At 60.9% G+C, this 13,110-nt stretch carries 10 protein-coding genes; 5 read left to right on the plus strand and 5 right to left on the minus strand.

The window, feature by feature from the left end:
• Positions 1-157: 157 nt before the first annotated feature.
• The 4 genes from DKK75_RS06960 (at position 158) to valS (ending at position 6,026) form a co-directional block, all read left to right on the plus strand.
• Positions 158-988, plus strand: a complete 831-nt coding sequence (locus DKK75_RS06960; RefSeq protein WP_110452701.1) for a winged helix-turn-helix transcriptional regulator — start codon at positions 158-160, stop codon at positions 986-988.
• A gap of 61 nt (positions 989-1,049) precedes the next feature.
• Positions 1,050-1,697, plus strand: coding sequence for an endonuclease III (gene nth / locus DKK75_RS06965; protein WP_110452826.1), 648 nt, complete (start codon positions 1,050-1,052; stop codon positions 1,695-1,697).
• Positions 1,698-1,707: 10 nt separating this feature from the next.
• Positions 1,708-3,240, plus strand: a complete 1,533-nt coding sequence (locus tag DKK75_RS06970) for an ABC transporter substrate-binding protein (protein ID WP_110452702.1) — start codon at positions 1,708-1,710, stop codon at positions 3,238-3,240.
• Positions 3,241-3,284: 44 nt separating this feature from the next.
• Positions 3,285-6,026 (plus strand): valine--tRNA ligase, encoded by a 2,742-nt coding sequence (valS, locus tag DKK75_RS06975; RefSeq protein WP_110452703.1) that lies wholly within the window; start codon positions 3,285-3,287, stop codon positions 6,024-6,026.
• A gap of 340 nt (positions 6,027-6,366) precedes the next feature.
• Here valS and DKK75_RS06980 read toward each other — a convergent pair whose 3' ends face one another.
• Together DKK75_RS06980 and rho are read right to left on the minus strand one after the other, a co-directional pair.
• Positions 6,367-6,726 carry a chorismate mutase gene (locus DKK75_RS06980; protein ID WP_110452827.1) on the minus strand — a complete coding sequence of 120 codons (360 nt, stop codon included), beginning with the start codon at positions 6,724-6,726 and terminating at the stop codon, positions 6,367-6,369.
• 367 nt (positions 6,727-7,093) lie between these two features.
• Complete coding sequence (gene rho, locus DKK75_RS06985) at positions 7,094-9,001, minus strand: transcription termination factor Rho (RefSeq protein WP_110452704.1); 1,908 nt, start codon at positions 8,999-9,001, stop codon at positions 7,094-7,096.
• Between the two features lie 194 nt (positions 9,002-9,195).
• On the opposite strand from rho, the gene DKK75_RS06990 reads away from it, so the two are divergent.
• Entirely contained in the window at positions 9,196-9,858 is a 663-nt protein-coding gene (locus DKK75_RS06990; RefSeq protein ID WP_110452705.1) for a TetR/AcrR family transcriptional regulator, read from the plus strand.
• A gap of 61 nt (positions 9,859-9,919) precedes the next feature.
• Here the strand turns inward: DKK75_RS06990 and DKK75_RS06995 are convergent, their stop codons facing one another.
• The 3 genes from DKK75_RS06995 to DKK75_RS07005 form a co-directional block, all read right to left on the minus strand.
• On the minus strand, positions 9,920-11,509 hold the full coding sequence (locus DKK75_RS06995; protein ID WP_110452706.1) for an NAD(P)/FAD-dependent oxidoreductase: 1,590 nt from the start codon (positions 11,507-11,509) through the stop codon (positions 9,920-9,922).
• A gap of 138 nt (positions 11,510-11,647) precedes the next feature.
• On the minus strand, positions 11,648-11,962 hold the full coding sequence (locus DKK75_RS07000; RefSeq protein WP_015022511.1) for a DUF2469 domain-containing protein: 315 nt from the start codon (positions 11,960-11,962) through the stop codon (positions 11,648-11,650).
• Entirely contained in the window at positions 11,962-13,065 is a 1,104-nt protein-coding gene (locus DKK75_RS07005; RefSeq protein ID WP_258333204.1) for a GNAT family N-acetyltransferase, read from the minus strand. The genes DKK75_RS07000 and DKK75_RS07005 overlap by 1 nt, the downstream gene beginning before the upstream one ends.
• Between the last annotated feature and the right edge of the window lie 45 nt (positions 13,066-13,110).

The raw sequence follows: 13,110 nt of genomic DNA on the forward strand, positions 1-13,110 counted from the left end.
TCCTGCCTGTCCCCGTCGGGGAGCCATACGTCACATCCTAGGCCAAGGCCATCCTGTGAACTCAGAGCCCCGGTGACGGGCCGATTGTACAATGATGACGACTGTTCAACGAATCCACTCCCGGTATGGACGAACGGACAGGGAAGAAGGTACCCCCGTGACGGATCTGACCTTGATGACCTGCGCCGAGGACCCGGCATCGGTTCTGCCAGCCTTGGCCCTGCTCTCCCATCGAGTGCGCGTTCTGCCCCTGGACGCCGCCTCTCTGGTAAGGATGCCCGAGGACACGGTGCTGCTGATCGATGCCAGCGACGACCTGGCCGAGGCCAAGACCCTCTGCAACCTAACCCGAGCCTCCGGTCTGTCCACGCCCATCATCCTGATTCTGAGCGAAGGCGGCTTCACTGTGGTCAATGCCAGCTGGGGCGTGGCTGACGTAATCATTCAGTCCGCATCTCCAGCCGAGGTCGAGGCCCGGCTGCGTCTGATCTGCCAGCGCGCGACCCCGACACGCAAGCCGGATGCCCATCCAGAGGAAGCCGAGGAGCAGGTGCCCAGCGGTCAGGTTCGCTCGGGCGATCTGGTCGTGGATACCGAAAGCTACACAGCCCGAATCCATGGTCGTCCCATCAACCTGGCTTACAAGGAGTTCGAGCTGCTCAAATACCTTGTTCTGCATCCCGGCAGGGTCTTCACCAGGGCGCAGCTCCTCCAGGAAGTCTGGGGCTATGACTATTACGGCGGCACTAGAACTGTGGACGTGCATGTGCGGCGGCTCAGGGCCAAGCTGGGCAGTGAGCACGAGCACCTGATCGGCACGGTCCGCAATGTGGGCTACCGGTTCGACCCGCCCTCCCCGGCAAGGACAACCTCCGTCCCCAAGCCCACGCCGGATGCCGGGACCGACCCAGACCTAGCCGAGCAAGAGAACAGCCAGGCCGAGCGACCCAAGGAACCTACGAAGAAGAAAACCGATCATAGTGACTGATGCATCATCAAACCGAAAGCGCCCCCAGGGCAGGGAAAGCAGGGCCCGGCGTCTGGCCCGCATGCACGAGGAGTACCGCATCCTCTGCCAGGTCTTTCCCGAGGCAGTATGTGCCCTGCACTTCCGCAACCCCTTCGAGCTACTAGTGGCCACGGTTCTGAGCGCCCAGACCACCGATAAGCGGGTCAACTCGGTGACCCCCGAACTCTTTGAGCGCTACCCTGATCCCGCAGCCATGGCCCAGGCCCAGCCGACCGATCTGGAGGCCATAATCCACCCGGTGGGCTTCTACCACGCCAAAGCCCGCCACCTGTCAGGACTCTCCCTGATGCTGACAGAAGACTACGGCGGCGAGGTACCCCAGACCATGGAGGAGCTGACCAGTCTGCCCGGGGTAGGGCGCAAGACCGCCAACGTGGTCCTCGGCAACGCTTTCAATATCCCCGGATTCCCGGTGGACACCCACGTCACTCGGGTCACCGGCCGACTGCGCTGGCGGACCGACTGGCGCAGCACCCACCCCGATCCGGTCAAGATCGAGCATGAGATCTGCGACTGCTTCCCGCCCGAGGACTGGACCAATCTGTCGCACAGGCTGATCCTCCACGGCCGAGCCACCTGCCACGCCCGCAAGCCCGACTGCCTCCACTGCCCCCTGGCCGAAACATGTCCCAGCGCCGAGCTCCTGTCCGGACCGGCCTCCCGGTAGAATCAAAACCATGGCACGCGGCAGACACAAGCAAATCAGATCCGGAATCGTATTTCTCCTGGTACTGGCAGTGCTGACCGCAGGCACCTACATGGCCTGGCCCCTGGTGACAGGCCAAGGAGGGTGGCGGCTGCCGTGGAACCAGGAAGGTCCGGGCCAGGTCGTACGCATCCGGGCCAGGCAGGCCCCCGTCTCACTGGATATCCGCACCGAACCCGGACGATCCACTGACCAGGCCCTGATGGGCAACGTCTATCAGACCCTGACCAGGCCCGACGCACAGGGCCGGCCGACGCCCGGTCTAGCTCAGAACTGGGAAGTCTCCGCAAACGGACTGCTCTATACCTTCCATCTGCGCAAGGATGCCCGCTTCGCCGATGGACGCCGCCTGACCTCGGAGGACGCCCTCTGGTCCTTGCATCAGATCATCGACCACCAGTACCAGGGTTATCGTGACCTGGACGGACTGGCCAAAGTAACCGACCCCGATGAGGCGACACTGGTAATCGGATTGAAGAGCCCGAACGTCAGGTTGCTGACTGCCCTGAGCGGTCGTGCAGGCATTGTCTACGACCGCCAGGCGAGGGTCAACTACTCTACTCAATCAGCCGGTTCCGGCCCCTACCAAGTTGCTGATTGGCAGCCGGGCGCCAGTCTGACCCTGACTGCCAACCAGTCCTATCGAGGCCCGGACAAGGCTGCCATTCGCAAGGTGATCTTCAGCTATACCGGCAGCCCGCAGCAAACCGTCAAGGATCTGGACCAGGGACGCCTGGACGCTGTAGTGGACATGGATCCGGACACCGCCAGGCAGGCCGGCAAGGCATCAACCGCCACACCCAGCACAGATAATGTGGTCTTGATCTTCAACAACAAGGCATCCAGCGCACTGTCCGACCAGCATGTACGCGAGGCAGTCCGCTATGCCCTGGACCGTGAAGCACTGGCCAAGCTGGAAGGAGGCGCAGCCAAAGCGCTGGGCGGGCCGCTCAATCAGCTGAGCCCCGGCTATGATCCTGGTCTGCAGGCCTTCCCCTTCGACCAGGCCCAGGCGGTTCATCGGTCCTCCTATTACCGTCCGTCCTTCTTCCATGGCGGTCTGCGTCTGGTCTATTCCCGCGAATTCGGCAGCCAGGTGGGCGAGCTGATTCGTACGCAGCTCAAGGCAGTAGGCCTCCCCAGCCAGGTCTCCATGGTGGACCAGCCCGCCTTCCGCGACCAAGTGCTCAACCGCCGCGACTACGACATGACCCTGCTGGTCATGGACAATGACGAAATCGACCGCTTCGCCGACCCCGACTCCATCATGCTCTTTGACAACGTCGATATTCAGAGCTCCTGGAAGCAGGTGACGGCCAGCACCGACCAGAACGTCTATGCCGAGCGACTGCGGGCCTTCGCCCGACAGGTCAGCGACCTCTCCCCCAGCGACTGGCTCTATCAGCGTACGCCCCTGGTCCTTAAGGCCCCCCGACTCCAAGGCATGCCCAGCTCTCTGCTGGACCGCTATCTGCCCCTGTGGAACCTGCGCGTCCAGGGGTGAAAAGGCCGGAGCCCCTTGTCACTGTTCGTCCATAAAATGCTGGTATGTCTGCTGAACACCAAGGAATCGTCAATGCCCATCTGACCCCCCTGCCTGACAGGGTGAGCGTGGATGGCCTGGAGGAAAAGTGGTGCCGCGACTGGGACGAGTCCGGCGTCTACCGCTTCCGTAATACCCGCGAGCGCTCCGGCGTCTACTCCATCGACACCCCACCGCCCACGGTTTCGGGACACTTGCATGTGGGGCACGTCTTCTCGTACACCCATACCGACGTGATCGCCCGGTTCAAGCGGATGCAGGGATACGACGTCTTCTACCCCATGGGCTGGGACGACAACGGTCTGCCTACCGAGCGGCGGGTCCAGAACTATTACGGGGTTCGCGTAGACACCTCGCTCAAGTATGATCCGGACTTCAAGCCCCCCTTCCACGGGACCAAGGGCAAGAAGATCAGCGCCAAGGACCAGGTGCCCGTCTCCCGGCAGAACTTCATCGAGCTATGTGAGGAGCTGACCGCTGAGGACGAGAAGCTCTTCGAGCGGCTCTGGCGGTCGCTGGGGCTGTCGGTGGACTGGTCGCAGACCTACCACACCATTGGCGAGCATCCCCGCCGTGTAGCGCAGAAGGCCTTCCTGCGGAACCTGGCCCGGGGCGAGGCCTATCAGAAGGAGGCCCCCGGGCTCTGGGACGTGACCTTCCAGACCGCCGTGGCCCAGGCTGAACTGGAGTCGCGCGAGTACGACGGCTTCTACCATCGGGTGGCCTTCCGATTCGCGGACGGCAGCCCTATCTACATCGAGACTACCAGGCCTGAGCTGCTGGCGGCCTGTGGCGCCCTGATCGCCCATCCAGACGACAAGCGCTACCAAAAGTACTTCGGTCAGAAGGTCTACTCCCCTCTGTTCAAGGTGGAGGTGCCCATTCTGGCCCATCCAGCCGCTGAGATGGACAAGGGCGCCGGCATTGCCATGTGCTGCACCTTCGGCGACGTGACCGACGTGCAGTGGTGGCGGGATCTGAACCTGCCCACCAGGTCCATCATCCAGCGCAATGGACGAATCGTCATGGACGTGCCGGATTGGATCACCGATGAAGGCGGACGGAAAATCTTCGAGCAGACCGAGGGCAAGACCACCTTCTCAGCCCGTAAGGTCATCGTGGACGCACTGCGCGAGTCCGGCGACCTGGACGGAGAGCCCAAGCCCACCAAGCGCATGACCAACTTCTACGAGAAGGGCGACAAGCCACTGGAGATCGTCACCTCCCGTCAATGGTACCTGCGCAATGGCGGCACCGACCAGAAACTCAACAAGGAGCTGCTGGGGCGGGGCGAGGAGCTCAACTTCCATCCGGACTTCATGCGGGTGCGCTACAACAACTGGGTCGAGGGGCTGAACGGCGACTGGCTGATCTCCCGGCAACGCTTCTTCGGCGTCCCCTTCCCCCTCTGGTACCCGGTCAGGGAGAACGGCGAGACCGACTACGTCCATCCCATCACCCCGGCCGAGGACAGGCTCCCCATTGATCCCAGCACCGACGTGCCCGAGGGCTTCGAGGAATCCCAGCGTGACCAGCCCGGCGGATTCACAGCCGAAAAGGACATCATGGACACCTGGGCCACCAGCTCCCTGACTCCTCAAATCGTAACCCACTGGGCCGAACCGAGCGAGGAGGATCAGGCCCTCTTCAAGGCCACCTTCCCCATGGATCTGCGTCCCCAGGGGCAGGACATCATCCGCACATGGCTCTTCAGCTCCATAGACCGAGCCCACCTTGAGAATGGCTGCCTGCCCTGGAGCGATGCCACCTTGTCCGGATGGATCCTGGACCCGGACCACAAGAAGATGAGCAAATCCAAGGGCAACGTGGTAGTGCCCGACGAACCCATCAAGAAGTATGGCGCCGATGCCGTGCGCTACTGGGCATCCTGCGCACGGCTGGGTCTGGATGCCACCTACGACGAGGGACAGATGAAGATCGGTCGCCGTCTGGCCGTCAAGCTCCTCAACGCTGCCAAGTTCGCCCTGGCCATCGGGCGGGAGGACGAGAGCCATAAGGTCGCCCTGGCAGCAGAGGTCACCTGGAACCCCGCTGACGTAACGGTCCCGCTGGATCGCGCGGTCCTGGCCAACCTTGCACAGGTGATCGACCAGGCAACCAAGGCCCTCGAAGCCTACGAGCACTCCAAGGCCCTGGAGGCGACCGAATCCTTCTTCTGGGACTTCTGCGACAACTACATTGAGCTGGCTAAGAACCGTGCTTACGGAACTGCGGATGCCACCGGCAGGACCCCTGACCAGGCCCAGGTGCTCAGCGCCCGCACGACCCTGGGACTGGTCCTGGACGCTCTCGATCGTCTCCTGGCCCCCTTCCTGCCCTTCGCCACTGAGGAGGCATGGCAGTGGATGCACCAGGGGGAAGGGTCGGTTCACCGGGCCTCCTGGCCTCGTTCAGAAGATTACCAGGCAGCTGCCCAGGGCCAGGATCCGGATCTTCTAACCTGGGCAGGCAGAGCCTTGGCCTCACTGCGCCGCATCAAGTCCGAGGCCAAGGTCTCCATGAAGACCCCCATCCTCTCCGCCTCCCTCAGCGTGGCGCCGGAGGGCCTGGAAACCGTGAAGGCTGCTCTGGACGATATAGCAGAAGCAGGCAGGGTCACCGGGGATCTGAATTTGGTCGAGGAAGCAGCAGAGTCCGAGTCACCTGGGGCGACCGACGATGAGTACGGCATCCGGGTAGCCGCTAGCCAACTGGGCGAGCCCCCTGCCAAGAAGCCTCGCAAGTAAGATTCACAATCTCCAATACAGCCGGGGTGGATCAGCGATAAGGACCACCCCGGTTATTTATCCGTAAGGCCGATTGCACTGCCATAATCAGCACAATCGTCTAATAGGCGGTGACTGCTGACCCAGCCGATAACCCATCTGCGGGCGGATACTAGGTCACCATCTCCGCGACTTCTCTAGAGCGCAGTATCATCAGACGGCAGGCACGACTCTGCCCGACGCTTTACAGAGGAGGATTCCTAGGTATTTACAGACAGGGCGGTCTCTCCTCATCGTCAATATTGTAGCCAGCGGTATAAGAAGCCAACCATGCCGTTGACCATTGTCTCTGATGCGACTCTCAGCAGGAGCTGGCCTGACTGGCCAGTCGCTCGTGACCACGCTTGGCGGCATCGGCCACCAAATGCAAATAAGCCTCAGCCAGGTCAGGATCCAGCCCGCAATCCTCTGCCTTACCCCGCAAGGTCGCCACCTGGGCAGCCTCCCGCTGCAAATCCGCCGAGGCGAATCCCGCTCGAGCCTTGAGCAGACCGATGCGGCGCGTAACCCGGAACCGCTCCGCCAGCATGGTGACAATGGCGGCATCAATGGTGTCTACATCAGTACGCAGCTCTGCCACCTGACGGGCAGCGTCTGCCTGGGGACCATCGCCCTGCACCTGGTCATCGATCACCGTTTCCTCTATGTTCGTTTTGCCCATGGAGAACCAGTTTAATCCGGCCCTTACAGCTTCGACGACCTGGCCCATGATGGAGTTCGACATTGTGCGCTCGAGTGAATACCGGCATCAGAGGGAGTCTTGTCGATGCGGATCGGAAAAGCAGACCCTGCCTTACTTACAACTAGTTAGCCATCCACTCCTTGACCGGCAGCACAGGCATGATTCTGCTGGTTATAGCCGGTCTGCCGGCCACGGATCCGCCATTGGTTGCATGAGAAAGCTACAAGGTCCAGATGGATCCAATGCACCAAGGTGACTGTCACGCACCACCGCATATGCATTGGGCCCCATCCACGAACCGAATCGCGAATGGGGTCCAATAAACGTATCAGGCCTCAGACCCGAGTCACTTCTGAGCAAGCATGGACTGGTTGATGGCCGCCAGGAAGTCTCGGTTGGTTGCGGTCTTCTTCAGCCTAGGCACCAGGGTCTGGTAAGCCTGCTCGGTTTCCATGCCGCCCAGGAGGCGACGCAGACGATAGACCACAGCCAGCTCCTCGGGTGCGGTGATCAGCTCCTCGCGTCTGGTTCCGGATGCATTGATGTCGATGGCGGGGAACATGCGCTTATCAGCCAGATCCCTGGTCAACCTCAGCTCCATATTGCCGGTGCCCTTGAATTCCTCGAAGATGACCTCGTCCATCTTGGACCCGGTCTCCACCAGGGCCGATGAGATGATGGTCAGGGACCCGCCGTTCTCGATGTTGCGTGCAGCACCGAAGAAGCGCTTGGGCGGATAGAGCGCCTGCGCGTCCACGCCGCCGGAAAGGATGCGTCCGGAGGCAGGAGCCGAGATGTTGTAGGCGCGAGCCAGACGGGTCATGGAGTCCAGCAGGACCACTACATCCTGCCCCAGCTCCACCAGGCGCTTGGCCCGTTCGATGGCCAGCTCAGCCACAGTGGTGTGATCGCTCGCGGGCCGGTCGAAGGTGGAGGAAATGACCTCGCCTTGGACAGTGCGCTCCATGTCAGTGACCTCTTCAGGCCGCTCATCCACTAGGACCACCATCAGATGCACCTCGGGGTTGTTAGCGGTGATGGAGTTGGCGATGGACTGCAGGGTCAGGGTCTTGCCGGCCTTGGGCGGCGAAACGATCAGACCGCGCTGACCCTTGCCAATGGGAGCGACAATGTCGATCAGACGACCAGTGATGTTCTTGGGCTGGGTCTCCATCCGCATGCGCTCCTGCGGATAGAGAGGGGTCAGCTTATTGAAATGGGGCCGACCGGCAGCTTCTTCAACACTAAAGCCATTGATGGTGTCGATGGCTTGAAGAGGAACGAACTTCTGCCGCTGATTGCGGTGCTCGCCCTCCCGCGGCGGACGAATGGAGCCATGCACGGCATCGCCCTTACGCAGGCCGTACTTCTTGACCTGGCCCATGGAGATGTAGACGTCGTTGGGTCCTGGCAGGTAGCCTGAGGTGCGCACGAAGGCGTAGGAATCCAGCACATCCACGATGCCGGCTACGGGGACCAGATCCTCGGGCTTGAAGCTCTCCCTAGGCTCATAGTCACGATCCCGGACGCTATTGCGGTGGTTGTTGCGGTTGCGCCGGTCGTTACGATCGTTGCGGTCATTGTGATCGCCCCGGTTTCGGCGATCATAGCCGTTATGACGGTAGTCGCGCCCATCCTCGCCGCGATCCTCGTAGCTCCGGCGGCGGGGCCGGTCATTCCGTGAGGGCAGAGCTGCCAGAATGTCGTCCAAATTGCGCACTGAACCGGAACCAGAGCCGCCGCGCTCTTCACTACGCTCACGCTCACTCCGGCCATGACTGGCGTGGGAGCTGCGGGATGAATCCATGCTGCGGTGACGACGACGGGATATGACCACGTTCTCGTCGTCGGCTACAGTACGGGGGAATCGGTTCCGACGCTCTGAGCGGTCGTTCTTGTGGTCGTCAATGCCCAGAACTTCAAAAAGATCTCCAACGGGACGCTCATCCTCGGACCCAGTGGTTGTGGACTTCTGTGCGTCTTGAGCGGAGGGTTTCGTATCCTGCCCGGCCTGGCCCCTGTCAGCTCCTGTCGGTTGCTGATCGGTGGCCTGGCTCCTCTTAGCCACGGCGGTTGCAGCCTTTGGCTTGCCTACGGTCACACCCTCGGGTGCCTCGCCGCCTGAACGGGCCGCCTCGATCGTTTCGATCAGAACCGGCTTGCGCATGCCGGAAATGCCACGCAACCCCAGCTGCCGGGCCAATTCCTTGAGTTCGGGCAGCTTCATGGAATGAATATCTTGGCTTGTTGCCACTGTTATAATGCCTTTCCTTCGCTATGCCCAATTAGGCTAGGCAAATAGCTTGAGAATATTGCGGGGGTGCCGCTCATGAAAATCCGATGCCGACTCGGCTTATCGAACTTCCACAAGCCTACAACGAGCGCACGACCGGTGCAAGAACCGGCCTGCGTGTCCAAAATTCATAGGCAAACCTCTACACTGGGCGTATGAATGACCGATCATCTCTGCGTGAACAACGACGGAGCGAATTCGTGACTACGGCCATGCGGGTCTTCGACCGGAAAGGCGCCGCAAAAACCTCCCTACGCGACGTGATCCACGCCATGAACCACGGCAGGGGCGTAGGAATGAGCGTTTTTTATTACTATTTCAACTCTAAAGACGATCTGATAGACGCCTGCGTACGCACCTACCTAGCCTCCTATGTGGACCATGTGGTCGACATTCTGCAGAACCCTGAGCTAAGTGTTCAAGAGGCGCTGAATGAGATATGCCCGCATCTGATAAGGGCCATCTGGAAGATGGATGTCATCTTTGCGGACAAGGCCAACTGGTACAACTACCTGAGCACCAACAGCAGTGTGATGGAGGGCTTCGTCAAGCAGATCATCGATCCTCTGACCAAGGCCCTGGATCGCTGGCTGGATCGGGGCGACCTGCCGCAGACCACGCTGACACGGACAGCAGACACCCGTACCGTAGCCTGGCTGATGGCCGACGGTCTTTCATCCATCGTCAGCAACGGCAGAGGAGCCGCCGGCCACCCGCAGATCAGAGAGATCGTCCGCCAACGTGTCCGCGAAAGCGTGGCCTTCTTCTCGCAGCTTCTCGGCCTGCCCTTGAAAGCGCCGGCCATCGCCCTGTCGTAAAGGCAAAGCCCCCGAACCACATGGCCGAGGGCTTGAAATCAAATGAAGACTTGGGCCCCGGCTACTTCTCCTCGTGATAGGACTTCTCGGTGTTGACGTTCCAGACATTGGTCTTATCGGCACGCCCCGATTTGATGTTGGCCACGGCTTCCATGGACGTGGCCATGGAGTGGTCCTGGTTGTTGTAATGGTGCTGCCCGTTGCGGCCTACGCAGTAGAGGTTGCCGAAGGAGTCCAGCCATTTGACCAGCTCCGGCATTTGGGCGTAGGTGTCGAAGTAGGCCGGGTAGGCCTTGACCACCCGCTCTCGGTGCGAGTCCAGCACATCGGCAGGACCGTTGATGATACCCATCCTCGTGAGCTCCTTGATGGCGAATTCAGTGGTCTGCTCATCGCTCATGCTCCAGAAGTCATCGCCTTCCTCGCAGAAGTACTCCAGACCGATCCAAACGGTGCCATCCACGTTCTTGACCATATAGGGACTCCAGTTGTTGAAGATCTGGATACGGCCCATCTTGTAGCCGGGGTCCTGCACATAGATCCAGCAGTCGGGCACAATGGGCGGATCGCCCAGGGTCTTGATCGAGGTGGTGTTGCGGATGCGCAGGTGGCGGACCAGCAGGCCAACGGTCACGAAGTCGCGGTAGGGCAGGCCCTGAGCCACCCTGACCATTTCCTTATCGGTGGAAGGCTCCTCATGGGCGATGGCCTCCACCAGATCCTTGATGGGCATGGAGGAGATGATCTGATCGGCCTGCAAGGTCACCTCCCTGCCATCGGCGTTGCGGTAGATCACGCCGGTCATGCGGCCATCGCTCTGGGTCAGCCCGACCACGCGGGCATCAGTGATCACATGGACTCCATGCTCCACATTGCGACGCTCCACAGTCTCCCAGAGCTGCCCTGGACCCAGCTTGGGATACCAGAACTCTTCAATAAGGCTGGTCTCGACCTGATGAGCGTCGCGCTTCTTGGGCAGAAGCTTTTGGAAGGCGTTCTTGAGCACGCCCATGATGCTGAGCCCCTTGACCCGCTGGGCACCCCAGTCAGCACTGATCTCGCGAGGATGGCGTCCCCAGAGCTTTTCGGTGTAGCCCTCGAAGAACATGGAGTAGAGCTTGCGGCCGAAGCGGTTGATATAGAAGTTCTCCAGATTGTCTTCAGGCAGCTTGTGGACGACGGACTTCAGATAGCTGAACCCGGCCTGCATAGTCAGCTTGAAGCCCAGGGCCCTGAGGGTGTTGACCGTCAAAGAGATGGGATAGTCGAAGAAGTGGTGGTTCCAGTAGATTCTGGAGACGCGGTGCCGTTTGAGCATGACCCTGTCGGTCTTCTCCGGGTCGGGGCCGCCGGGCTCCAGATCGTGATGGCGACCGAGTTTTTTATCGTCATAGGAGGGCGCTCCCTGCAGAGGCAGGACCTCCTTCCACCAGTCCATGATCCGGTCATCCTTGGAGAAGAACCGGTGGCCGCCGATGTCCATGCGGTTGCCGTTGTGCCGAACCGTGCGGGAAATGCCGCCAAAGGCATCAGTGGCCTCCAGCACGGTGACGTCATAATGCTCGTCGCCGCCGTCCTTGACCAGTTCCCATGCCGCCGTCAAGCCGGCGGGCCCTCCGCCGATGACGATCACGGACTGCTTGCGCTCCATGCCAACCTCCTGAAAACCGTATGAAATCATCACCACTGTACCCGGATCGTCCCCGGCCGGAGACTGACGAGGAACTTCCCACACGAATTCCCGCCATTGCGTGGAATAAACGTGATGATGCTGGCCCTTGCGCGCTGTTTAGCCCAGCGAGTCAGGGATGTCGATGTCTGTCTTTTGCACTTCCTCCACATTGACGTCCTTGAAGGTGACGATGCGGACGTTCTTGACGAACCTGCTGGACCGGTAGACGTCCCAGACCCAGGCATCGGTCAGCCGAACGTCAAAGTAGACGTCCTGCCCAGCGGATCGGACATTGAAATCCACCTTATTGGCCAGGTAGAACCGCCGCTCGGTTTCGACCACGTAGGTGAACAGCTTGATTACATCCCGGTACTCGCGGTACAGAGCCAGTTCGGCATTGGTCTCGTAGTTGTCGAGATCCTCGGCACTCATCAGCTACCTCCATTCGCGCGATCACGGCCATGGCCAAGCGTACGCCACCAGGCGCGCTTGGAACGCTTGGACTCAGCCGACCCATAGGCCCAATCCGACGCTGTATGCTCCTCGCCAGACTGCTCAACAACCGATCCTGCAGAGCCTGATTCCTCCTGCGCTGTCTCAGAGTCCGTCTGACCAAGGCCCGCCTTCCCATGATTATTGCTGTCGGACCCCGCCTGCTCTTCAGCAGATTTTCCTGAACGCGAACCGCCATCCCTGTCTGGATTGGCCTGGTCGCCTGGCACCTGCGTGTCCTGCAATGCCGGGACGGACCCCCCAGGTTCGGATTCGCTTATGACGCCTTCCCCATCCGCAGCGTAGCCGTGTGCGACAAGGGCCTCAGCCACGCCGGGATTGTCGCGGATGACATGCATGCCGAAGGCATTCAAAGAGCGTATGGGATCATATTCATCGACCAGTGCGTCCATGACGATCTGATCCTGATACTTGCCATTCTCGGCATCCCAGAGCGCATCACGGGAGGTTCCCGAGATCATGAAGCCCAGGGACTGGTAGACGGAGATTGACCGTGTGTTTTTCTCTGGCACAGCCACCCAGATCCGATGCAGGCCCAAGCCCGTAGGAGCAGCAGCGTACCCATAAGTCATAATTCTGGGCATGGCGTCGCGGGAGTACCCCCGCCCCCGGAAGTGCCGCCCCAGGACCACCTGGATCCTGGCCGAGCGAGACCAGCCGTCCACGTCGATCAGGAAGATCATGCCGATGACCCCCTTAGTGGCATCAGCGTCAGGCGAGCCGTCCTGGTCGGTGTCAGCATCAGTGACCATGGCCCAGGCCAGTGTGCGGCGGGACTCGGGATCGCCCACGCCCGAATCGCGGGCAGCCAAACCCTTGGACCAGGCCACTGACCGTCGCACCCAGGCGTTGACCACGGCCCGTTCGGCATTAGGCCCCTTGCCGGTGATGCCGGTGGAATTGTAGAAGGCCTCCAACTGGTCCATTGCCGTCAGATCGGCGATGACCGCCGGACGCAGGTGCAACATCTCGCCCCGGATATAGGGGATCTCGATCCTGTCGGGCAGCTGTCCGTCCGCCATGTCGTCTGATCCATCGATATGCGTTTGCGGTCGGTCGTTGCCCCT

This window comes from Bifidobacterium asteroides, assembly GCF_003202695.1.
Taxonomy (GTDB): Bacteria; Actinomycetota; Actinomycetes; order Actinomycetales; family Bifidobacteriaceae; genus Bombiscardovia; species Bombiscardovia asteroides_G.